We start from the raw sequence: 22,813 nt of genomic DNA on the forward strand, positions 1-22,813 counted from the left end.
CTGATTCAGGAGACCGGACCACCGAAGATGTCGATGCGGTTGCCCTCGGCCAGCGTCACGATGGCGCGCTTGGTGTCCTTGCGCTTGCCAAAGCCCGTCTTGGAGCGCTTGCGCTTGCCCTGACGGTTGATCGTGTTGACAGCCTCGACCTTGACCGAGAAGACCGCCTCGACGGCCTGCTTGATCTGGGTCTTGTTGGCGCCCGGCGACACGATGAACGTGTACTTGTTCTCGTCGAGGAGCGAGTAGCTCTTCTCGGAGATGACCGGCTTCACCAGGACGTCACGGGGGTCCGTGAACGTCTTGCTCGTAACGTCGCTCATCAGGCGGCGCTCCCTTCGAGCTCGCCCTCAGCGGCAACGGCCTTGGCGGACGCGGCCGGACCGGCCACGAAACGCTCGAAGGCGGCCTGGGTGAAGACCACATCGTCGGAGACGAGCACGTCGTAGGTGTTCAGCTGACCCGCGTCCAGGATGTGCACGTTCGGCAGGTTGCGAGCGGACTTCAGGCCCAGCTCGTCCGAGCGCTCGACGACCAGGAGGACGTTCTTGCGGTCGGTGATCTTGCCGAACAGGCCCTTGGCGGCCTTGGTCGACGGCGCCTCGGTCGCGGTCACGCCGGTGACGACGTGAATGCGGTTGTGGCGGGCCCGGTCGGTGAGCGCACCGCGCAGGGCGGCGGCGATCATCTTCTTCGGGGTCCGCTGCGAGTAGTCGCGCGGCACGGGACCGTGCACGACGCCACCGCCGGCGAACTGCGGCGCACGGGTCGAGCCCTGACGGGCGCGGCCGGTGCCCTTCTGGCGGTACGGCTTCTTGCCGCCACCGCGGACCTCGCCGCGAGTCTTGGTCTTGTGGGTGCCCTGACGGGCCGCAGCGAGCTGCGCCACGACGACCTGGTGCATCAGCGGAACGCTGACCTTCGCGTCGAAGATCTCGGCCGGCAGCTCGATGCTGCCGGTCTTGTCGCCAGCCGGCGACAGGATGTCAATGGTGCTCATTTCCTCACAGCCCCTTCGCCGCGGTGCGGACGAGGACGAGGCCGCCGTTCGGGCCCGGGACGGCGCCCTTGATGAGCAGCAGACCCTTCTCCGCGTCGACCGCGTGCACGGTCAGGTTCTGGGTGGTCACACGCTCGTGGCCCATCCGACCAGCCATGCGCAGGCCCTTGAACACACGGCCCGGGGTGGCGCAGCCACCGATGGAACCGGGCGAACGGTGCTTGCGCTGGGTGCCGTGACCGGCGCCGAGACCACGGAAGTTGTGGCGCTTCATGACACCGGCGAAGCCCTTGCCCTTGGAGGTGCCGGTCACGTCGACCTTGACACCCGCCTCGAACAGCTCGGCGGTGATCTCCTGGCCCAGGGTGTACTCGGACGCGTCCGAGGTACGGATCTCGACCAGGTGGCGGCGCGGGGTGACACCGGCCTTGGCGAAGTGGCCCGCGAGGGGCTTGTTCACCTTGCGGGGGTCGATCTCGCCGAAGCCGAGCTGCACGGCGCTGTAGCCGGCCGGGCTGTCGGCGGTGTGGACCTGGGTCACGACATTGGGCCCAGCCTTGACGACGGTCACCGGGACCACCCGGTTGTTCTCGTCCCAGACCTGGGTCATGCCGAGCTTCTCGCCCAGGATGCCCTTAATCTGCTTAGCCATCTTCGGTGCGCCTCTCAGAGCTTGATCTCGATGTCGACGCCGGCCGGCAGGTCGAGACGCATGAGCGAGTCAACCGTCTTCGGCGTGGGGTCGAGGATGTCGATCAGACGCTTGTGAGTACGCATCTCGAAGTGCTCGCGCGAGTCCTTGTACTTGTGCGGCGAGCGGATGACGCAGTACACGTTCTTCTCAGTGGGCAGCGGCACCGGGCCTGCGACCTGCGCACCAGTACGGATCACCGTCTCGACGATCTTCTTCGCCGAGGAGTCGATGACCTCGTGGTCGTAGGCCTTGAGCCGGATGCGGATCTTCTGTCCCGCCATGGCTACTCAGTAGTCCTTTGTCCTTAGTCACTTCACGACTCCCCTCCGGCCCCCGCGCTCGGGCGTGTCGCACTAGCGCTTGCAAAAAACCGGCGAAGTACTTCGTCGGTTTCGAACTTTCGGGGGTGAGGGGCCGCCGGGTCGAGGCCCCGCTCACGCTTCCCGGAAGATTCCCGTACTTTCGCCCCGCAGCTGCCGTGGCGTAGAACTCACGCTTGACGGCCATCACGGGAACGACGAGTACATGGGACTCGCTTCCAGTCCTCCCGGCGGGAGGCGCGCAGCATCGGCACTCAACCGAGCAACTTGGACATACTGCCACATGGAGCAGCCGGGATGCCAATCGGGGCCGGTGAGGCGTACCTCACCGGCCCCGATGGGGTGACCGTCAGCGCGGGCGGCCTCCGCCGCCCGGCGGCGTCACCAGGGTCGCTTGGTGCCGCAGACCAGCGCCCACGCGTCGCCGCCCACGTTGGCGCACCACAGCTGGCCCTTGTCCGGGTCGTTGTTGTACTCCTTGAGGCCCTTGTTCACCGGCGCGCAGTCGTGCGGTCCGGCCGGGTCGAACTTGGGGCACTTGCCGTCACGGTTCACCAGGATGTGGGCGCGCCAGGCGTCGATGCCCATGTCCACGTTCTGGGTGCCGCTGCTCGGGAGGAACTTCGGGTCGGTGGTCGGCATGTAGCGGTCCACCGACCAGGAGGCCGCCATGGTGGCGAACAGCGCCACCGCGCAGACCGCGCCCGCGACCAGGCGGCCGGTGACCTCCGGGCGCAGGGTGAGCGGCGCCGGCCCGCCGTCGGTGCCGACGCGCTGGACGGTGCGCAGCCAGCCGGCGCCCCGCTGGACGGTGAACATCAGACCGAGCACCGCGAGGATCATCAGCGCGTAGAGGATGATCCACGTGGTCCGCGGGTACAGCTGGACGGCCTTGGCCTGGGCCAGGTGGGAGGCGAACCAGTAGCGCAGCAGCCAGGCGCTGACCAGGGTGACCGCGGTGGTGCGGACCACGATGCTGCGCAGCCCGAGGCCGAGCGCCAGCGCCACGCCGGCCAGCAGCATCAGGGTGTAGGCGCTCTGCCCGGCCAGCTCGCCGCGCCACGGGAAGTCGTGGTAGTTCAGGTCGCCCGCGCGGTCCGAGGCCCAGCCCATGACGTACGCCGGGTCGATGTACACCGAGAGGTAGGCGTACCGGTCCTTGGCCTGGGCCCCCAGCCGCAGCAGCTGGTACAGCAGCGGCGCGCCGACCACGGCGGCACTGACCAGGGTCGCGCCCAGGAACAGCAGCACCGGCTTGACCCGGGCGGCGCCCTTGCGCCACGGGACGAGGAACAGCGTCAGGACGAGGACGCCCGGCGCGGCCCAGACGAACCAGCCCGAGTACCAGAGGAACATCAGGCCGAACGAGACGCCGAAGCCCACGCCGCGCCAGACGGTGGAGCGGGTGCTGAGCTGGTGCGCCCGGCGGAGTTCGCGCAGCGCCCCGGCCAGCATCGGCACCATGACCAGCATGGTGACGTGGCTGTACGGCCGGATCGGGTCCAGGAAGAGGATCGCGGCCGGGACGGCCGCCAGCAGCGCCCAGAACGGGCGCAGCATCAGCCGCCAGGACAGGTACGCCATCGGGCCGACCAGCGCGCTGCAGAGCAGCTGGACGTCCTTCAGGGCGTAGCCGCCGCCACCGATGCCGCCGTAGAACAGCTTCGACCAGATCGCCAGCAGCGCCGGGAAGCCGGGCGGGTAGACGCCGGGCAGGCCCTGGCCGCGCAGCATGTCGTTGGCCATGCCGATGAGGTTGCCCGGGTCGCCCTCCTGGCCGCCGAGGCCCCACTGGGTCCCGTGCAGCGCCACCGCGATGCCGCCGGCCACCGCACCGGTGGCCAGGCCCGCGACGGCCGCACAGACCAGCCGCTGGACCAGCTGGTAGCGGGCCAGGGTGCCCCGGTAGGCGGCGTAGAGCAGCACGGCGAGGACCGGCAGGCCCACCACTGCGGCGTACTTCTGCAGCATCGCCAGACCGCTGACCTGGCCGACCCGGTTGAGCGGGTTCACGTCGATGCGGCTGCAGAGCAGGGTGAAGGCGAACGCCGCCACGATCGAGACCAGGGCCTCGGCCGAGCGGACCGCCCAGGGGCGGGCCAGCAGGCCGTCCATCCGCCCGGCGCGGGTCGCGCTCGCGCCCTCCGGTTTCCGGTGCTCCGCCTCGGAGCCGCCGACCGGGCTGGTGGCCAGATCAGTCATGTCAGTCACTTCCGTGCATGGCCACGTCCGGTGAGTGGCATGGTGGGTCGGCGATCGGGATCAGCCGACATGGTAGTTTCCGCCGTCCGGCGCCGCCGCTCCGGACGGCGGCCGGCACGGCCCGGTCAGCTGCTGCGGACGGCGCGGCCGACCATGGCGCCGGCGTGGGCGAAGTCCCCCGCGCCGAGGCGGCCGGCGGCCACCATCAGGGCGTGCAGCCGGGAGGAGAGGTGCAGGTCGGCCGAGCGGGCCGCCGCGTTCCAGCCCTTGGCGCGCAGTTCCTTGGCGATCAGGCCGTAGTAGCGCAGCTCCTCGTCGAAGCGCTTGCCGTCCTTCACCCGGGTCGAGGAGTCGCTGGCCTGGTGGCGGCGGTAGCGGAACACCTCGCGCTCGTCGACCAGCAGGTTGCCGCCCTCCATCAGCATGTCGACCATGAAGGCCAGGTCGTGGACGGCGTCGATGTCCGGGCGGTACGGGATCTTCGACAGCGCGGACTGCCGGTAGAGCAGCGACGGGGTGTACAGCCAGTTGCCGGACAGCAGGCTCTTCACCGCGTCCTCGCCACTGATCAGGCCGGCCTTGCGGGCCGGGGCGGCGATCCGGCGCTTGACCTTGTCACCGATGCCGAGCGACGGCACCAGGACGCCGTCGCTGTCCATCACCTTGACGCCCGGCTGGACCGCGATCGCGTTCGGGTCGGCCTTCATCCGCTCCAGGACGACGTCCAGGTAGTTCGGCTCCAGCAGGTCGTCGGCACCCATCATCGAGACGAACTCGCGCTCGGCCAGGGTGGACGCCTTGTAGGTGTTGCCGTTGGGGCCGAGCCGCTCCTCGTTGCGGACGTAGCGGATCCGCTCGTCGTTCAGGCCCTCGATGTACTCCAGCGCCCGGTTGCCCGGGTACTGGTCGTCCACCACGGTCAGCCGCCAGTCCTGCTGGTGCTGGGCCCGGATGCTGTCGATGGTGGCGAACAGGTATTCCGGGTCGCCGTAGTACGGGATGACGAAATCGACGCTCATAACGGCGCCGCACCTCCTGGTCCTGGATCATGCTTCGGTGCCGCCCGGCCGCGGCCGCCGGGCGAGCCAAGTCAATCAGCTTCCGGCCGCTGATCTCCGAGCGGTACCGCTCCGAACCAGTGCACCGGCCGCCGTGGCCGACGGGCCGACACCCCGGGAATACGGTCCCGAGGAATCTCCCGGTTCAGGACGACCTTCGGAGAAGTGCATTTCCGCGCCGCGGCCGGAATCACCGATCCCGGGGGGCGAATATCCGCCGTATCGACCAGTTGGGGGTATTTCGTACGCCGTCGTTGGCGATATCAGACTACTGGTACGGCCCACTGCGGCGCACACGGAAACCCGACGGGGAGGGGGCCGCACCCAGTGGGTGCGGCCCCCTCCCCGGGCCGGGTTCCCGCGTCGTGCGGAAGGCGGCCGGTCAGTGCTCGGAGCCGACCGGGGCGTTGAGCCGGTCGTTGTTGTGGCGGACGCCCTCGGTGATGGCCACGGTGCGGGCCAGGTCGGTGATCTTCTTCTCCAGCGAGCGGAAGCGCAGGTAGGTGTTGAGGGTCAGGAAGCCCATGGCGATGACCATCAGGTAGAGCACCAGGTCGGTGCCGCGGCCGACGCCCAGCGCGGTGGCCAGCTTGGTCACGCCGCTCGGCCAGAGGATCGCGACCACGTTGACGATCACGAAGAGCGTGAAGGCGATGCGCTTCCACGCCCGGGTGTTCGCCTTGTCCCAGCGCCAGACGAAGACGAGCGCCATGGCCACCGCGGCCACGACCAGGATGAGCTGGATCCAGAGGTGGTTCATCGGCCGTTACGCTCCCGCAGCGAGATGTCGAAGAGGATGTTCACGCCGTTGATCAGGGACTGGCCCTTGGCGCGCGAGTAGTCGGTGTACAGGATGTCCACCGGCACCTCGGCGACCCGGAGGTCCGAGCCGGCGAGGAAGGAGACGATCTCCGAGGCGTGCGCCATGCCGTTCATGGTGATCTTGATCCGGCTGGCGGCCTCGCGGTTCATCACCCGCAGACCGTTGTGCGCGTCGGTGAGCTTGAGCTTGCGGGCCGTCGGGCTGACGGCGGCGGCGGTGCGGAGCACCACCCGCTTGATCCACGGCACCTGGCCGGTCTGCTCGATGAAGCGGGAGCCGAGGACGATGTCGGCCTCGCCCTCGCGCAGCAGCGCCACCATCTTCTCGACGTCGGCGGTCTGGTGCTGGCCGTCCGCGTCGAAGGTCGCGAAGTACTCGGCACCCTCCTGGGCGAGCGCGTACTTGAGGCCGGTCTGGAGCGCGGCGCCCTGCCCCAGGTTGACCGGGTGCCGCACCAGGTGGGCGCCGGTCGTCATGACGTGCTCGGCCGTGTCGTCGGTGCAGCCGTCGTCGATCACCACGATGTTCGGGAAGGTCTTGCGTGCCCCCTCCACGACGTCGGCGATCACCTGGCCTTCGTTGTAGGCCGGGATCACCAGCCAGACGTTGTCATACTCGGACACAGGTGCTCCATGCTTGGCGAACGGCACGGCGGCCCGTGCCTCGGGTCTGTCTATCGGTGATGGTCATGGCGTCGGGGGCCCACCCTCAGGAGGTCCGCAGCGGCTGTGCTGCGGATTGGTCTGCCGACACGGCGGCGGGGCGGGAGGGGAAGGCACGGTACAGCGACCACAACATCAGGACGGCACTGACCAACGAGCCCGCCAGGTACGCGAGCTCCGCCCGGAGACCCACGTTGCCCGGTGCGAGCGCGACAGCCACCAATGCTACGGAACCTGCGGTCCAGCCCACCAGTTGACGACGGTGCTGGGCGCTCGACATCAGCGCCTGGCCGAAGACCGTCGCGAGGACGTAGCAGAGCGTCCCGAACACCAGCCAGGTGAAGTCCAGCGGTCCGAGCACGTCCTTCGCGTTGAACAGCAGCGGGTTGAGCGCGGAACCGAGCACGATCACCGGCAGGCCGCCGCCGATGCACATCGCGGCGACGATGGCGGTGGTGCGGGTCAGCACCTTGCGGAACTCGGCGTGGTCCCCCGCCGCGGCGGCGCCGGACAGCGCGGAGACCATCGAGGCCTGCAGGGCGCTGTAGGCGAAGAGCGGCGCCCGGGCCATCACCACGGCCTGGCCGACCGCGAAGACCAGGGCGTCGGAGGCCTCGGAGTGCTTCGGCGAGAGCAGGCGCACGCAGACCACGGTCGCGTTGACCACCAGCTGGCTGAGCATCACCGAGGCGATCAGCAGACCGAGGCCGCTGGTCAGCTGCTTCCAGGAGACCTCCGGCCCGGGGGTGCGGTCGGCCAGGGTGTCGCGCAGGCCGATCAGCGAGGCCAGCAGCGGGGAGACGAACAGGATCAGCCCGAAGACCATCGCCGAGTGCAGGCCCGCCACCGCCGCCGCACCGGCCAGCCCGATGCGCAGGCCGCCGTCGACCGCCAGCTGGGTGCCGTACGGGCCGAACAGGCCCAGGCCCGCCAGCGCCCCGCGGGCGACCGAGCTCACCGCGAGGCCGGCCAGGCCGCCGGCCAGCGCGACCACCAGGCTGCGGTCGCCGCTGAACAGCTGGTCGGCGACCGGGCGGGCGGCGACCGCCAGCAGCGCGCAGACCGCGACCAGGATCGCCATGGCGAGCAGCAGCATCCGCCGTACCGCGGGCAGTGCGCCGTGCCCGGCGACCTTGCGGGCGGCCACCAGCCGGGTCAGCTCCAGCTCGACCGGCTGGAAGAGCCCCCACCCGACGGACATCACGATGGTCCAGAGCATCGTCACCCTGGCCGCGCCGACGGTGCTCAGGCTGTAGCCCACGAGCGCCATGTAGACGTACGCCGAGGCTCCGAGCACGACCGTGCCACCGACCACGAGCCGCGCCCCCGGAGGCAGTGCCCCAAGCAGCTTGGCGATCGGGTTCTTCATCACATGACCACCGATTCACCGGCCGGCCATGCCACACGTCCACGCACGAGGCCGACCGGGCCGTGCGATTGCTGTGAATAGTAGCGGGTCGGCGTAAACGCCCCGTGCACGCGCGCACCCCGCCCGGCCACCCGTCAGACCCCGGGGAAGGTGCGTCCCCAAGGCTGCGTCCAGAGCATCCCGGGGTCGCTCAGCACGGTGGCCTTCACCCCCTGCTTCGCCAGGTCACGCCTGATCCGGTCGCCCACCGCGCGGTCCGCGGTCAGGATGGTCACCGGCTGCTGCGAGGCCGGGAGCATGTCGATCGCACCCTTGAGCCGGCCGAACGAGCGCTGGTAGTCCTCCTCCTTGACCTGCGGACCGCCGATGTCCACCCAGTGGGTGTCGTAGAGCGCCTTCATGTCGCCGCCGCGCCGGTTCAGCAGCGAGGCGAGCCAGGTGGCCTTGAGGTTCTTGTAGTCGTCGTTGGAGACGAGCGCGATCACCGGGCCACCCGTGCCGCGCAGCGGGGCCAGCGCCTCGATGCCCTTGGGGCCCATGTCACTCTCGAACTCGCCGCGGCCCCAGGCCACCAGCGGGTTGCCGGACCAGGCGGACGGGCTGTCCTTGGTGGCCAGGAAGCCCCACTGCACGTTGGCGAACATGCTGAGCGCGGCGGCCACGGCCAGCCCGGAGAGGGCGAGCTCGCCCAGGCGCCGGGGCAGCGCCCGGCTGGTGCCCCGGTACGGCGTCTGGAGCATGACGCCGACGGCGCCGACCGAGATCAGCGCGACCACGACGCCCACGGCCGTCATCTTGTGGAAGTAGTAGGAGTACCGGCCGATGCTGTGCAGCTGGTAGGCGGCGAAGGCACTGAGCACCGCGCCGGTGCCCAGCAGCACCGCCAGGTGCGCCTGGCCGGTGGCGGTACGGCGGCTGCGCGGCATGGCCGCCGCCAGCAGTCCGAGCAGCCCGCCGCCGATCAGTACCGAGCGGTCCGCCCCGACGCTCGGGCCGTTCATGTTCGAGGCGCTCGCGACGTCCAGGTTGCCCATGACCGAGAGGACGCTCGGCAGCGCTGCCACGCCCAGCGCGCACGCCAGTGCGCCGAGCGTCCACCACCAGCGCCCGGCGAACTTGCGCCGGTGCGCCACCAGCGCGCCCAGCAGGGCCACGCCGACGAACGCGCCGTAGATGTTGTACGTGTAGGTCACGGTGATCAGCCCGGCCGAGGCGGCCAGCACGAACTCGGCGCGGCCCATCGCCGGGCGGACCAGCACCGCCAGGGCGAGGGCGATCAGCAGCAGACCGATGAAGGTCGAGTCGAAGCCGTGGACCAGGAGGTCCAGGTAGTTGCTGGCGAGCATGATCGAGCCGACGGTCGCGCAGACCGCCGCGGCCCGCCAGCCGCGCAGTCGGGGCCCGCCGATCCACCGGGCGGCCCAGACCAGGGTGGTGCAGAACAGCGCGTACGCCACCAGCACGTAGAGGAAGTACCGGTTCACGGTCTGGAGCATGTCGCCGGGGTCGGCGGCGGAGTGGACCAGCGTGTCGGTCCAGGCGAGCAGGAAGTGCGAGCCCTGCGGGTAGGTCACCTCGGACGGCGGCATCAGGTAGGCCCGGGCCGCGTCCTGGTGGAAGAAGTTGAAGCCGCCCACGCCCTCGATGGCGGAGAAGAAGGAGAAGTGCGAGAGCCGGTCCTCCGACGTCGCGAAGTTGGCGACCCGCTCGGCCGCCGTCGCACCGGCGATCGGGTGGTAGAGGTAGTGCCAGAGCCCGCCGAAGGTGCCCACCACCAGCAGGTCGGACCAGCGGAAGCGCAGCGGCAGCCGCGGGGAGCGCCGGGCGGCCCAGGCGGTCGCCGTCAGCACGCTGAACATGGTGCCGGTGGTGGCGACCGGGGACAGGCCCCAGGGCCAGAGCGAGAAGACCAGGCCGAGGGTCAGCACGGCGCCGAACAGGATGAGCGCGGCGACGAAGAGCCGGTCGAGCAGCACGCCGCCGACCCGGATCACGGAGGCCGTCGCGACCAGCAGCAGCGGCAGCAGCAGGACGCCCAGGTGGAGCGCGACCAGACCGGTCGGCACCAGCCAGGACAGCGCGAGCCCGCCGGCCAGCACCAGCAGGTTGCGGGCCGGCCGCCTGCCCCCGGCCGGCCCGGGCAGCGGCCCCGGCGGCGCGGTCGGTCGCTGGATCCCGCTGTCGGGCGAGCTGTATACGGTCGACACGGTGCCGTGCCCCTCCGGTTCAGTCCTGCCGCCCGTCTCCCCCTACCGGGTCCGGACTTTCTACCGTCTGCGCGGGCAGGCTACGAGGGCCCAGCATACCGAGGGCGGGTCGCCCCCAGGCGGCGCAGGGGCCGCGGCGGAACCCGTCCACCGGCGATCGGTGCCGGGAAGCGGCTGGTCCGTTCGGGGCCGGAGTCTCAGGACCCGGACGGTCCGGACGCCCCGCCACGGAAGACCCAGACCTTCAACAGCACGAACCGGGCCACCGTGGCCAGCCCGTTGGCGACGATCAGCCCGCCGACCTCCACCGGCCTGGAGGCGTGCGGCACCACCCGGTCCAGCAGGGCGAGCACCCCGGAACTGAGGCCGAGGCCGATCAGGAAGGCCACCGCGCCCTGCAGCTGGTGGCGGACCATTCCCTGCGAGCCGACCACGCCGAAGGTGAACCGGCGGTTGGCCGCGGTGTTGGCGACCGCGCTGACGGCCAGGGCGATCAGGTTCGCGGTCTGCGGGTCGGTGAACCACCGCGCGACGACGAACAGCCCCAGGTAGAAGACGGTGCTCAGGACGCCGATGACCAGGAAGGACGGCAGCTGGCGACGCGGCCCGGGGGTGGGGGTGGCGGGTTCGCCGGTCAGGGTCACCGGCCCCGGCCCCGCTCGTCGTCCTCGGCCGAGTCGTAGCCGACGAAGTAGGTCGGGCGGGCCTGCACCGCGGAGTAGATCCGGCCGACGTACTCCCCCAGCAGTCCGACGCAGATCAGCTGCACGCCGCCGAGGAACAGCATCCCGATGAACAGCGAGGACCAGCCGGGCACGGTCGACCCGAGCGCGTAGGAGACGGTGGCGTGGATCCCGAGCGCGATGCAGACCACGAAGCTGACCAGGCCGAGGTAGGTGGCCAGCCGCAGCGGGGCGGCGGAGAAGTTGGTGATGCTGTCCAGCGCGAGCCGGACCATCTTGGACAGCGGGTAGTGGGTGCCGCCGGCCACCCGCTCCTCGCGGACGTACACCACCTCGCCGCTGGGGAAGCCGAGCCAGGGCACCAGCAGCCGGTAGACCGGCTGGTGTTCGGGCAGCTGCTTGAGGGCGTCCACCGCGTTGCGGCTGAGCAGCCGGAAGTCGCCGGCCTGGTTGGGCATCCGCTTGCCGACCAGCTTGCGCATCAGCCAGTAGTAGGCGCCGGCCGTCCGGCGCTTGAAGGCGGTGTCGGTGCCGCGGTCCCCGCGCACGCCGTAGACCACGTCGAGGCTCTGCTCGCGGGCCAGGGAGAGCATCTCGGGGATCTTCTCCGGCGGGTCCTGCAGGTCGGCGTCGATGCTGACCACGTAGTCGCCGAGCGCCCGGTGGATGCCCGCGGTGAGCGCGGCCTGGTGGCCGGAGTTGCGGGCGAAGCGGACGATGCGGAACTCCGGCCAGTCCTGCCGGATCTTCTGCATCAGCACGGGTGTGGCGTCCCGGCTGCCGTCGTCCACCCCGACGACCTCGTAGTCGACGCCCAGCCCGTCCAGGATCGGACGCAGCCGCCCGACGGTCAGCGGGAGTGCCTCCTGCTCGTTGTAGATCGGCATCACGACCGACAACAGCGGTGCGGTAGACATGCGTTGGGGTCCCACTTTCCGCGACGGCGGGGGCTGGATGGTGAGCCGACCATAACAGTCGGCCATGAGCTGTCCGTGAGAGCAAGTGCGCCCAGGTGAGAGCCCGGTTGGACGCCGAAGGGCCCCACGCACCTCGCGGTGCGTGGGGCCCTTCGGACGAGCCTGACGAGGCAGGCAGGTCAGAGCGTCAGATTACTTGACGATCTTGGTGACCTGGCCGGCGCCGACGGTGCGGCCACCCTCACGGATGGCGAACTTCAGGCCCTCCTCCATGGCGACGGGCTGGATCAGCGCGACGGTCATGGCGGTGTTGTCGCCCGGCATGACCATCTCGGTGCCCTCGGGGAGGGTCACGACGCCGGTCACGTCCGTGGTACGGAAGTAGAACTGCGGGCGGTAGTTGTTGAAGAACGGGGTGTGGCGGCCACCCTCGTCCTTCGACAGGATGTAGGCCTGGGCCTCGAAGTCGGTGTGCGGGGTAACCGAACCCGGCTTGATGATGACCTGGCCGCGCTCGACGTCCTCGCGCTTGATGCCACGGAGCAGCAGACCGACGTTCTCACCGGCCTGGCCCTCGTCGAGCAGCTTGCGGAACATCTCGATGCCGGTGACCGTGGTGGTGGTCTTCTCGGTCTTGATGCCGATGATGTCGACGGTCTCGTTGACCTTGAGGATGCCGCGCTCGATACGACCGGTGACGACGGTGCCACGACCGGTGATCGTGAAGACGTCCTCGATCGGCATCAGGAACGGCTGGTCCACGGCGCGGGCCGGGGTGGGGATGTTCTCGTCGACCGCGTGCATGAGGCCGAGGAGCTTCTCGCCCCACTCCTTGTCGCCCTCAAGGGCCTTCAGGGCGGAGACGCGGACGACCGGCAGGTCGTCGCCCGGGAACTCGTACTCGGAGAGCAGCTCACGGACCTCGAGCTCGACGAGCTCCAGGATCTCCTCGTCGTCCACCATGTCGGCCTTGTTCAGGGCGACGACGATGTACGGAACGCCGACCTGGCGGGCCAGGAGGACGTGCTCCTTGGTCTGCGGCATCGGGCCGTCGGTGGCGGCGACCACCAGGATGGCGCCGTCCATCTGGGCGGCACCGGTGATCATGTTCTTGATGTAGTCAGCGTGACCCGGGCAGTCGACGTGGGCGTAGTGACGCGCCTCGGTCTGGTACTCGACGTGCGCGATCGAGATGGTGATACCGCGCTGACGCTCCTCCGGGGCCTTGTCGATCTGGTCGAACGGCGTGAAGGGGTTGATCTCCGGGTACGCGTCGTGCAGCACCTTGGTGATGGCCGCGGTCAGCGTGGTCTTGCCGTGGTCGATGTGACCGATGGTGCCGATGTTGACGTGGGGCTTCGTCCGCTCGAACTTCGCCTTGGCCACTGAGTCCTCCTGAGGACAGTTCCTGTACGCCGTGCTGACGTCAGTTGGTCTTTGATACGGGCCCGGCCCGGGTGCCCGAGGCACCTCGCGCCGTCCCGTGGGTGGGGGGCCGGAGGCCCCGGGAGGATCCGGACGGTTCCTCCCGGGTCGCCTCCTAATAGCCTAAGGGGTGTGAATCATCCCGAATATCGGGACGTCACTCGCCCTTCGACTTGGCGATGATCTCCTCAGCCACGGCCTTGGGGACCTCGGCGTACGAGTCGAACTGCATCGAGTAGCTCGCGCGACCAGAGGTCTTGCTGCGCAGGTCACCGACGTAGCCGAACATCTCGGAGAGGGGCACCAGCGCCGTGACGACGCGGGCACCGTGACGCTCGTCCATGGACCGGATCTGGCCACGGCGAGAGTTGATGTCGCCGATCACATCGCCCATGTAGTCCTCGGGCGTGGTGACCTCGACGGCCATCATCGGCTCAAGAAGGACCGGCTTGGCCTTCCTGGCGCCTTCCTTGAAGGCCATCGAACCGGCGATCTTGAACGCGAGCTCGGAGGAGTCGACGTCGTGCGACTGGCCGTCGAGCAGCTTCACGCGAACGCCCTGGAGCGGGTAGCCGGCGAGGACACCGAACTCCATGGCCTCCTGGCAACCGGCGTCGACCGACGGGATGTACTCGCGCGGGACGCGGCCACCGGTGACCAGGTTGACGAACTCGTAGCCCTCGGCCTGCTCCAGCGGCTCGATCGCGATCTGCACCTTGGCGAACTGACCGGAACCACCGGTCTGCTTCTTGTGGGTGTAGTCGATGCGCTCGACGGCCTGACGGATCGTCTCGCGGTACGCGACCTGCGGCTTGCCGACGTTGGCCTCGACCTTGAACTCACGGCGCATACGGTCGACGAGCACCTCAAGGTGCAGCTCGCCCATACCCGCGATGATGGTCTGGCCGGTCTCCTCGTCCGTGTTGACCTGGAAGGACGGGTCCTCCTCGGCGAGACGCTGGATGGCGACACCCAGCTTCTCCTGGTCACCCTTGGACTTGGGCTCGATGGCGACGCGGATGACCGGGGCCGGGAAGTCCATGGACTCCAGGATGACCGGGTTCTTCTCGTCGGCCAGCGTCTCACCGGTGGTGGTCTGCTTCAGGCCCATGACGGCGACGATGTCGCCGGCGCCCACCGACTCGATCTCCTCACGCTTGTTCGCGTGCATGCGGTAGATCTTGCCGATGCGCTCCTTCTTGCCCTTGACGGCGTTCAGCACCGAGGTGCCGGACTCCAGGCGGCCGGAGTAGATCCGGACGAAGGTGAGCTTGCCCAGGTGAGGGTCGGACATGATCTTGAACGCCAGCGCGGCCAGCGGCTCGTCGTCCGAAGCCTTACGGGAGATGGTGGTCTCCGGGTCGTTCGGCTTGGTGCCCTCGATGGACTCGATGTCCAGCGGCGACGGCAGGTACTTGACGACCGCGTCGAGCAGGGGCTGAACGCCCTTGTTCTTGAAGGCGGTACCGCAGAAGATCGGGGTGAAGTCCGAGTTCAGGGTGCCCTTGCGGATCGCGTCCTGCAGCAGCTCGACCGGGATCTCCTCGCCCTCAAGGGCGAGCTCCATGATCTCGTCGCTGACGTTCGAGACCGTGTCGATCAGCTGCTCGCGGTACTCCGCGGCCTGCTCCTGCAGCTCGGCCGGGATGTCGACGACGTCGTACATCTCGCCCTTGGCGGCCTCGGCGGACCAGACCAGAGCCTTCATGCGGACCAGGTCGACAACGCCCTGGAAGTCCGCCTCGGCACCGATCGGCAGCTGCATCACCAGCGGGGTGGCGCCGAGGCGCTCCACGATGGTGTCGACGCAGAAGAAGAAGTTCGCGCCCGTGCGGTCCAGCTTGTTGATGAAGCAGATGCGCGGGACGCCGTAGCGGTCAGCCTGCCGCCACACGGTCTCGGACTGGGGCTCGACACCGGCGACACCGTCGAACACCGTGACGGCACCGTCGAGGACGCGCAGCGAGCGCTCCACCTCGACGGTGAAGTCGACGTGACCCGGGGTGTCGATGATGTTGATGGTGTTGTCGACGCCGTCGACCGTCCAGTGGCAGGTCGTCGCGGCCGACGTGATCGTGATGCCGCGCTCCTGCTCCTGCTCCATCCAGTCCATGGTGGCAGCGCCATCGTGGACCTCACCGATCTTGTACGAGACACCGGTGTAGAACAGGATCCGCTCGGTGGTGGTGGTCTTGCCCGCGTCGATGTGCGCCATGATCCCGATGTTGCGGACCCTGGCGAGGTCAAGGGAGGTTGCAGCCATGGTGGCTCGTTCTCTCTCTGTCTAGTGACGGGGTACGGACTACCAGCGGTAGTGCGCGAAGGCCTTGTTGGACTCGGCCATCTTGTGGGTGTCCTCGCGACGCTTCACGGAAGCGCCCAGGCCGTTGCTGGCGTCGAGGATCTCGTTCATCAGGCGCTCGGTCATGGTCTTCTCGCGACGGGCGCGGGAGTAACCGACCATCCAGCGCAGCGCCAGGGTGCTGGCGCGGCCCGGACGGACCTCGACCGGAACCTGGTAGGTCGCGCCACCGACACGGCGGGACTTGACCTCAAGGGCCGGCTTGACGTTCTCCAGCGCGCGCTTCAGCGTGACGACCGGGTCCGAGCCGGTCTTCTCGCGGACGCCCTCAAGGGCGCCGTACACGATCCGCTCGGCGGTGGAGCGCTTGCCGTGCAGCAGGATCTTGTTGACGAGCTGGGTGACGACCGGGGAGCCGTAGACCGGGTCGATGATGACCGGGCGCTTCGGGGCGGGGCCCTTACGAGGCATTCTTACTTCTCCTTCTTGGCGCCGTAGCGGCTGCGGGCCTGCTTGCGGTTCTTGACACCCTGGGTGTCGAGCGAACCGCGGATGATCTTGTAGCGGACACCAGGAAGGTCCTTCACACGACCACCGCGAACCAGCACGATGGAGTGCTCCTGCAGGTTGTGGCCCTCGCCCGGGATGTAAGCGGTGACCTCGATCCCGCTGGTGAGGCGCACACGGGCGACCTTGCGGAGAGCCGAGTTCGGCTTCTTCGGGGTGGTCGTGTACACACGCGTGCAGACCCCACGGCGCTGCGGGGAGCCCTTCAGCGCGGGAGTCTTGTTCTTCTCGACCTTGTCCTGCCGGCCCTTTCGGACCAGCTGCTGGATCGTAGGCACCGTTTCTCCGTTTTCTGTGTGCCAAGGCTTGGTGGAACTAACCTGCGGTGTCTCCCTCGCACACGACCCCGTGGTCGACCCACGCGGTCGGGTGTGTTGGGCTATTCCGACACGGAATCCCATGAGCTGATGTACAGCGACGGCGCTCTACGCGCGGTGCGCTGGAGGGCGCTCCGGCTCGGCGCGGCGACCGGTGTGCATGCACGCACAAGGACCCGGGGACACCCCAGGCACAAGGTCAGAGCGTACCTAGCGCATGGGGCTCGGTCAAAACAAATGCAACGCCGCAGGTCGCGGCCTTCGGCCGGGTGTCGCCCCGGTGTCCCGTACGCGACCGGCCGGTGTCGGGCCGCCCTTCACCCGCTCTACCACAGTCGGCGGGTGCCCGCCAGCGGAGCGGCGGTGGGGCCGGGGCGGGGTGCGCTACGCCATGCCGAGCAGGATGATCAAGAACCAGAAGGCGACGCCCAGGTAGCCGAGCACCAGGCCGAGGACGGCCGCCCAGTCGCCGTCCATGTTGCGCTCGCGGATGTGGGACCGGGCGATGTGGCCGGTGATCACCGCGGGCAGCACCGGCAGCACCAGGAAGCCGGTCAGACCGCACACCAGGGAGACCACCGCCAGCACGCTGGTCGGCCGGGCCTGCGGCACCGGCGGCGGCACCAGGAAGGTCGCCGGGACGGGCTGCGCGGACTGCAGCGGCGCCGTCATCGGACCGGTCGGGAGGTCCGCCACCAGCGCGGCCAGTTCGCCGTAGGTCAGCGCCCGGGCCGCGGCCTCGTGGCGCTGCTCGTACTCCTGAGCGGACAGCCGGCCCTCGGCGAACCCGGCCTTCAGCACGTCCACGGTCCGGTCGCGGTCCGCGTGGCTCGCCCGCATCGCCGCCTGCGGTGACGGCGCGGGCTGCCAGCCGGCGGCCTGCCGGCGGCCGTGCCGATCGGTGGGACCGGACTCGCCCCACGGTTGTACGGACATCCGCCACCTCCCGGCAGCGCGGCTCCCCCGCGCGCTCACTGGTCCTCATAGTGCAGGACGAACAAGGGAACTGAGTAGTTGCGGGATCGAACCGGCGGCCTCCGGAGGCCGACCTCCGGGGCACCCCCGCCCCGGGCCGCGGGCACGCTCAGAGGATGCTCAAAGCGGGCGACAGCCCGTGGCCGCGCTGACAGGCTGAGCCCTGGAGCACCTGTTCGACCATCCTTTCGTCCACCCACGACCACAGACAGAAGGCCGCCATGCAGGCGTCAGCACCGTCGCCCTCCGAGCCCGAGCCCGCCCGCCACGGCGGACCGGACACCCCGTCCGCCGTCAGCATCCAGGGGCTGTGGAAGCACTTCGGCAGTCAGGCCGCCGTGGCCGGGCTCAGCCTGGAACTGCCCGCCGGGGCGTTCATCGGCCTGGTCGGGCCGAACGGCGCGGGCAAGACCACCACGCTGTCCATGGTCACCGGCCTGCTCCGGCCCGACCAGGGCACCGTGCTGGTGCACGGCACCGACGTGTGGGCCGACCCGGTCACGGTCAAGGCCCGGATCGGCATCCTCCCGGAGGGGCTGCGGATGTTCGAGCGGCTCAGCGGGCGCGAGCTGCTCCAGTACACCGGCCGCCTGCGCGGCCTGCCCGCCGCCGAGGTGGACCGCCGCACCGAGGAGCTGCTGGCCGTCCTGGACCTCGCCCGGGACTCCGACAAGCTGGTCGCCGACTACTCCACCGGCATGCGCAAGAAGATCGGCCTGGCCGCCGCGCTGCTGCACAACCCCGACGTGCTGTTCCTGGACGAGCCCTTCGAGGGCGTCGACCCGGTCTCCGCCCAGACCATCCGGGGCGTGCTCAAGCGGTACGCGGCGGCCGGCTCCACCGTCGTCTTCTCCAGCCACGTGATGGAACTGGTCGAGCAGCTCTGCGACTGGGTCGCCGTGGTCAACGCGGGCCGGGTGATCGCCCAGGGGCCGCTGGACGCCGTCCGCGGCGGGCGCAGCCTGCACGAGGCTTTCCTCGAACTGATCGGCGTCCGGGAGGACGACGGCCAGGCGCTCGGCTGGCTCGGCGGCGGGCACTCCGGGAGCGCCCGGTGACCGCGGCGACGGTTCCCGACGGGCGGACGGTGGTGCGCGGCCTGGTCGCGCTCAAACTGCGGCTGCTGCGCAACGGGCTGCGCCGCAGCCCCGGCCGGACCGCCGTGTACGTCGTCGGCGGCGTCCTCGGCCTGCTCCTCGCCGGTGGCGTGGCCCTCGGCATGGCCGCGCTCAACGGGCGCTACGCCGGGTCCGGGGACACCGGGGTGATGCTGCTCGGCGTGCTCACCCTGGGCTGGGCGGCGCTGCCGCTGTTCCTGTTCTCCAGCGACGAGAGCGCCGACCCGACCAGGCTCACCATGCTGCCGCTGCGACCCGGCCCGCTGCTGCGCGGCTCGCTGCTGGCCTCGCTGATCGGGCCCGGCCCGCTGATCAGCCTGGTCCTGGTGACCGGGGCGGTGCTCTCCGGCGCGGTGGGCGGCGCCTCCGCCGCGGCCGCGGTGGTCGGGGTGCCGCTCGCGCTGCTCTGCCTGGTCACCCTCTCCCGGGCGGTCGCGGCCGGGAACGCCCGGATGCTCTCCAGCCGGCGCGGCAAGGACTTCGCGATCTTCGGCGGGCTGGCCTTCGCCCTGCTCGTCCAGACCGCCAACGTCGGCTCGCAGAGCATCTTCGGCCACCAGCACGGCAAGGACATCGACCTCAGTCCGCTGAAGCCGATAGCCGGGGTGCTGCGCTGGATCCCGCCGATCAGCGCGGCGGACGCCCCGCGCACCGTCGGTGAGGGCCACTACGCGCTCGGGCTGCTCCAGCTGGCCGCGGCCGGCGCGCTGCTCGTCCTGCTGCTGCGCTGGTGGCGCGCCAGCCTGCAGGAACTGATGGTCACCGCCGACGCCTCCACCGTGGAGGTGGCCCGCGGGGTGCAGAGCTCGGGCGGCTGGCGCTTCCTGCCCGAGGGCCGCACCGGCGCGGTGATGCAGCGCCACCTGCGGTACGCCTGGCGGGAGCCGCGGGCCAAGGCGGCGCTGTTCACCAGCGTCGGGATGACGCTGGTGATCTGCGTGCTGTCGGTGGTGCAGGGCTGGTCGAGCGTCTACCTGCTGGCGATGACCGGGACCTTCCTCGGGCTGCAGATGCTCAACCTGTTCGGCATGGACGGCTCCGCGTTCTGGATGGTCGCCGCCACCCTGCGCACCCCCGCCGACGCCCGGGACGAACTGCGCGGCCGGGCGTACGCGGTGCTGTCGTACGCCGTCCCGGTCACGGTGGTGCTCGGGCTGGTGCTGGCCGCCGTGACCGGGGACTGGGCCGGGCTGCCGGCCGCGGTCGGCCTGGCGGGGGCGGTGCTCGGCTGCGGCATCGCGCTCGGCTCGGTGTTCAGCGTGCTGGCGCCCTACACCATGCCGGCCGACAGCAACCCGATGCGCAACGCCGCCCCGGGGCAGGGCGGGCTGATCCTGCTCAACCAGTTCGGCTCGATGGCCGGTGTCGCGGTGCTCGCCCTGCCGGTCGGCGGCTACCTGTTCTGGGCGCTCGGCTCGGACGGGCCGACCTGGCCGCTGCTGCCGCTCGGCCCGCTGTACGGCGGCCTGGTCGCCGCCCTCGGCATCCGGCTGGCGGCCTCCCGGCTGCTGGACCGGGTCCCGGAGATCATGGCCAAGGCCGTCGAGCGGTAGGCCCCGGCTCCCCGGCCCGCCCGCTCGGTCCCTCCGGCATCATGGGCCGGAGGGACCGAACCGTCGAGGAGAGCAGGGACACACCGTGGGCAAGCGCGCGCAGCAGGGCGACGGGAACGCCGGGCCGCTGCTGGAGCAGGCGGTGCGGTCGGTGCTCACCGCCCCCGAGGAGGGGCTGGACCTCGCGCTGGACACCGGGGCCTCGCTGCTGGCCGCCTCGGTCGGGCAGTGGCCGGCGGTCAGCCGGGCCCTGCTGGGGTACGCGGACACCGCGGTGGGCCGCTGCTGGTCGGCCGGGTGGCGCCCCGCCGACCTGGTGCGGGTGGTGCGGCGCGGGCTGAAGCCCGTCCACCTGGCGCTCGCGGTGGACCTGATCGCCGCCGAGAGCCGCCGCCACCCCGCCGCGACCCTCGACCGGCGCTGGCAGGAACAGCTGCGCGAGCTGGAGACCGAGGTCTGGTGGCCGGCCGACGAGCAGTACCTCGGGGCCTTCGCCCACCGGCACCGGCTGGACCGCTTCGCGCTCGCCACCGCCTTCCTGGAGCTGCTGCGCAGCTGGGGACGGCTGCCTCCGATCGCGCCCGTCGGCCCCGCCCCCGGCGCGTCCGCGACCGCCCCGCGCCCCACCGGCCCGGTGACCGGCGAGCCGCGGATGCTGGCCCGGATCCGGGCGCTGCTGGCCAAGGCCGAGTCCACCGAGTACCCGGAGGAGGCCGAGGCACTGACCGCCAAGGCCCAGCAGCTGATGGCCCAGCACAGCATCGACGAGGCGCTGGTGGCCGCCGCGGCGGCCGACCGGAACACCCCGGCGGCGCTGCGGATCGGCGTGGACAACCCGTACGAGGGCCCCAAGACGATGCTGCTGGACGCGGTCGCGGCGGCGAACCGGTGCCGGGTGGTGTGGGCGAAGGAGTTCGGCTTCTGCACCGTGATCGGCTTCGACGGCGACCTGGACGGCGTCGAACTGCTCTACACCTCGCTGCTGGTGCAGGCCACCCACGCGCTCAACAAGGCCGGCTCCGGCAAGGACTCGCGCAGCAAGGCGTTCCGGCAGTCCTTCCTGGTCGCGTACGCGGCGCGGATCCGCGAGCGGCTGACCGCCGCCACCGAGCGGACCACCAGCGCCGCCGCGGCCGGCCGCCACCTGCGCGAGGACGGCACCGAGGAGCAGTTGCTGCCGGACGCCCGGCTGCTGCCCGCGCTGGCCGCCCGCTCGGCGGCGGTCGACGAGGAGGTCGGCCGGCTGTTCCCGAAGCTGGTCTCGCAGCGGGTCCGGGTCAGCGACGGCGAGGGCTGGGCCGCCGGCCGGGCCGCGGCCGACCGCGCCGCGCTGCACGGGCGGGGCGAGATCCACGACCGACGTCCCGCCTGATAGAAACGACCCGCCACGAACGAAGGGGGATCCGACGTGACGGAGTCGGCGGCGGAGTCGGGCTACCGGGACCGGGTACGCGGTGCGCTGCTCGGCGGTGCGATCGGTGACGCCCTGGGCTGGCCGGTGGAGTTCCAGCAACTGCACCAGATCCGGGACAGATTCGGGCCCCAGGGGGTGACCTCGCTGCCGGCCGGGAACGGCCCGGTCGAGGTCACCGACGACACCCAGATGACGCTGTTCACCGCCGAGGGCCTGATCCGCGGCTTCGTCCGCGGCTGGACGGGCGGCGGCGGCTCGGTGCCGGAGGCCGTGCACGGCGCCTACCGGCGCTGGTTGCGGACCCAGTACCAGGGCGCGCCGGACACCGAGCCCCAGCCCCGCCCGTACGACGGCTGGCTGCTGAGCCGGCCGTTCCTGTACGCGCGGCGGGCACCGGGCAACGCCTGCCTGAGCGGGGTCTCCGAGCACCCGGAGTTCGAGGCGCCGTCCGCGATCGGGCGGCCGGGGCCGATCAACCCCGGCTCCAAGGGCTGCGGCACGGTGATGCGTTCGGCGCCGTTCGGGCTGGCCCGGCTCGGCGTGGAGCAGTCCTTCGGGCTGGCCGTGCAGTGCGCCCAGCTCACCCACGGGCACCCGACCGGCTACCTCGCGGCGGGTGCCTTCGCGGCGCTGGTCGAGCGGCTGGCGGCCGGGACGGAACCGTGGGCGGCGGTCGGCGAGACGGTGGAGCAGATCCGCGAGCTGCCGAGCTCCAAGGAGACCGTCCAGGCGCTGGCCCGGGCGGTGCGGCTGGCCCAGGAGGCCGAGCCGGTGGCGGGGACGGTGGAGCGGGTCGGGCTCGGCTGGATCGCCGAGGAGTGCCTGGCCATCGCGGTGTACTCGCTGCTGGCCGCCACCCTCGACCCCGACCCGGTGCGCACCGCGCTGCTGCTGTCGGTGAACCACTCCGGGGACAGCGACTCCGCGGGCGCGGTGTGCGGCAACCTGGTCGGGGCCGCGTACGGCGCCTCGGCGCTGCCCGGCGAGTGGGTACGGGCGATCGAGGGGCGGTCCGAGCTGCTGACGGTCGCGGACGACCTGCTGGTGCTGTTCGGCAGCCGCGAACCGGCCCACCCGGCGCTCGGCGGGCGCTACCCGGCCTGGTGAGCGGCCCTAGACGAGTAGTTCCGAAGTCGGCTGGGTTTGCCGGTTCTGCTCCGGGCATGCAGGGAGGGTGTCCAGCATTCGGGTTGTGACGACCGAAGAG

General features: G+C 70.6%; 21 protein-coding genes. 4 read left to right on the forward strand and 17 right to left on the reverse strand.

Going from position 1 to position 22,813, the window contains the following annotated elements; genetic code table 11:
- Window positions 1-5: 5 nt before the first annotated feature.
- The 17 genes from rplW to ACZ6Z8_RS37180 all read right to left on the reverse strand — a co-directional run bounded on the left by rplW (window position 6) and on the right by ACZ6Z8_RS37180 (window position 17,482).
- Window positions 6-323: a 50S ribosomal protein L23 gene (rplW, locus tag ACZ6Z8_RS37100; RefSeq protein WP_030280768.1), complete on the reverse strand. Its 318-nt coding sequence runs from the start codon at window positions 321-323 to the stop codon at window positions 6-8.
- Window positions 323-1,000: a 50S ribosomal protein L4 gene (rplD, locus tag ACZ6Z8_RS37105; protein ID WP_270146474.1), complete on the reverse strand. Its 678-nt coding sequence runs from the start codon at window positions 998-1,000 to the stop codon at window positions 323-325. The genes rplW and rplD overlap by 1 nt, the downstream gene beginning before the upstream one ends.
- Window positions 1,001-1,004: 4 nt before the next feature.
- On the reverse strand, window positions 1,005-1,652 hold the full coding sequence (rplC, locus tag ACZ6Z8_RS37110) for a 50S ribosomal protein L3 (RefSeq protein ID WP_270146473.1): 648 nt from the start codon (window positions 1,650-1,652) through the stop codon (window positions 1,005-1,007).
- 14 nt (window positions 1,653-1,666) lie between these two features.
- Window positions 1,667-1,975, reverse strand: coding sequence for a 30S ribosomal protein S10 (gene rpsJ, locus ACZ6Z8_RS37115; RefSeq protein ID WP_012785157.1), 309 nt, complete (start codon window positions 1,973-1,975; stop codon window positions 1,667-1,669).
- Window positions 1,976-2,395: 420 nt separating this feature from the next.
- Entirely contained in the window at window positions 2,396-4,216 is a 1,821-nt protein-coding gene (locus ACZ6Z8_RS37120) for a hypothetical protein (RefSeq protein ID WP_465614386.1), read from the reverse strand.
- Window positions 4,217-4,341: 125 nt separating this feature from the next.
- The gene (locus ACZ6Z8_RS37125) at window positions 4,342-5,235 is read right to left on the reverse strand and encodes a glycosyltransferase family 2 protein (RefSeq protein WP_046385840.1); all 894 of its coding nucleotides are present in this window, start codon (window positions 5,233-5,235) and stop codon (window positions 4,342-4,344) included.
- 421 nt (window positions 5,236-5,656) lie between these two features.
- Window positions 5,657-6,034 (reverse strand): DUF2304 domain-containing protein, encoded by a 378-nt coding sequence (locus ACZ6Z8_RS37130; protein ID WP_375882070.1) that lies wholly within the window; start codon window positions 6,032-6,034, stop codon window positions 5,657-5,659.
- Window positions 6,031-6,720 (reverse strand): glycosyltransferase family 2 protein, encoded by a 690-nt coding sequence (locus ACZ6Z8_RS37135; protein WP_380418005.1) that lies wholly within the window; start codon window positions 6,718-6,720, stop codon window positions 6,031-6,033. The genes ACZ6Z8_RS37130 and ACZ6Z8_RS37135 overlap by 4 nt, the downstream gene beginning before the upstream one ends.
- A gap of 85 nt (window positions 6,721-6,805) precedes the next feature.
- Window positions 6,806-8,128: a hypothetical protein gene (locus ACZ6Z8_RS37140; protein ID WP_465614387.1), complete on the reverse strand. Its 1,323-nt coding sequence runs from the start codon at window positions 8,126-8,128 to the stop codon at window positions 6,806-6,808.
- 134 nt (window positions 8,129-8,262) lie between these two features.
- The gene (locus ACZ6Z8_RS37145) at window positions 8,263-10,335 is read right to left on the reverse strand and encodes a hypothetical protein (RefSeq protein ID WP_465614388.1); all 2,073 of its coding nucleotides are present in this window, start codon (window positions 10,333-10,335) and stop codon (window positions 8,263-8,265) included.
- A gap of 197 nt (window positions 10,336-10,532) precedes the next feature.
- On the reverse strand, window positions 10,533-10,979 hold the full coding sequence (locus tag ACZ6Z8_RS37150) for a GtrA family protein (protein ID WP_465614389.1): 447 nt from the start codon (window positions 10,977-10,979) through the stop codon (window positions 10,533-10,535).
- A complete protein-coding gene (locus tag ACZ6Z8_RS37155; protein ID WP_465614390.1) occupies window positions 10,976-11,935 on the reverse strand; it encodes a glycosyltransferase family 2 protein in 960 nt (319 codons plus the stop codon). Before ACZ6Z8_RS37155 ends, ACZ6Z8_RS37150 begins: the two co-directional genes overlap by 4 nt.
- Before the next feature lie 192 nt (window positions 11,936-12,127).
- Window positions 12,128-13,321: an elongation factor Tu gene (gene tuf, locus ACZ6Z8_RS37160; RefSeq protein ID WP_030280743.1), complete on the reverse strand. Its 1,194-nt coding sequence runs from the start codon at window positions 13,319-13,321 to the stop codon at window positions 12,128-12,130.
- Between the two features lie 196 nt (window positions 13,322-13,517).
- A complete protein-coding gene (fusA, locus tag ACZ6Z8_RS37165; protein WP_402812601.1) occupies window positions 13,518-15,623 on the reverse strand; it encodes an elongation factor G in 2,106 nt (701 codons plus the stop codon).
- 39 nt (window positions 15,624-15,662) lie between these two features.
- Window positions 15,663-16,133, reverse strand: a complete 471-nt coding sequence (rpsG, locus tag ACZ6Z8_RS37170; RefSeq protein ID WP_030055803.1) for a 30S ribosomal protein S7 — start codon at window positions 16,131-16,133, stop codon at window positions 15,663-15,665.
- 2 nt (window positions 16,134-16,135) lie between these two features.
- Entirely contained in the window at window positions 16,136-16,507 is a 372-nt protein-coding gene (gene rpsL, locus ACZ6Z8_RS37175) for a 30S ribosomal protein S12 (protein WP_014144289.1), read from the reverse strand.
- A 423-nt stretch (window positions 16,508-16,930) separates the two neighbouring features.
- Window positions 16,931-17,482: a DUF1707 and DUF4190 domain-containing protein gene (locus ACZ6Z8_RS37180; protein ID WP_465614391.1), complete on the reverse strand. Its 552-nt coding sequence runs from the start codon at window positions 17,480-17,482 to the stop codon at window positions 16,931-16,933.
- A gap of 260 nt (window positions 17,483-17,742) precedes the next feature.
- Here ACZ6Z8_RS37180 and ACZ6Z8_RS37185 point away from each other — a divergent pair, with 260 nt between their 5' ends.
- From ACZ6Z8_RS37185 to ACZ6Z8_RS37200, 4 genes are all read left to right on the forward strand, one after another.
- The gene (locus ACZ6Z8_RS37185) at window positions 17,743-18,579 is read left to right on the forward strand and encodes an ABC transporter ATP-binding protein (protein ID WP_465614392.1); all 837 of its coding nucleotides are present in this window, start codon (window positions 17,743-17,745) and stop codon (window positions 18,577-18,579) included.
- Entirely contained in the window at window positions 18,576-20,192 is a 1,617-nt protein-coding gene (locus tag ACZ6Z8_RS37190) for a transporter (RefSeq protein WP_465614393.1), read from the forward strand. Before ACZ6Z8_RS37185 ends, ACZ6Z8_RS37190 begins: the two co-directional genes overlap by 4 nt.
- A gap of 85 nt (window positions 20,193-20,277) precedes the next feature.
- Window positions 20,278-21,564, forward strand: a complete 1,287-nt coding sequence (locus ACZ6Z8_RS37195) for a DUF2786 domain-containing protein (RefSeq protein ID WP_465614394.1) — start codon at window positions 20,278-20,280, stop codon at window positions 21,562-21,564.
- 36 nt (window positions 21,565-21,600) lie between these two features.
- Complete coding sequence (locus ACZ6Z8_RS37200; RefSeq protein WP_465614395.1) at window positions 21,601-22,713, forward strand: ADP-ribosylglycohydrolase family protein; 1,113 nt, start codon at window positions 21,601-21,603, stop codon at window positions 22,711-22,713.
- Window positions 22,714-22,813 lie beyond the last annotated feature (100 nt).

The sequence above is a fragment of the Kitasatospora sp. NPDC101108 genome, from assembly GCF_055584725.1.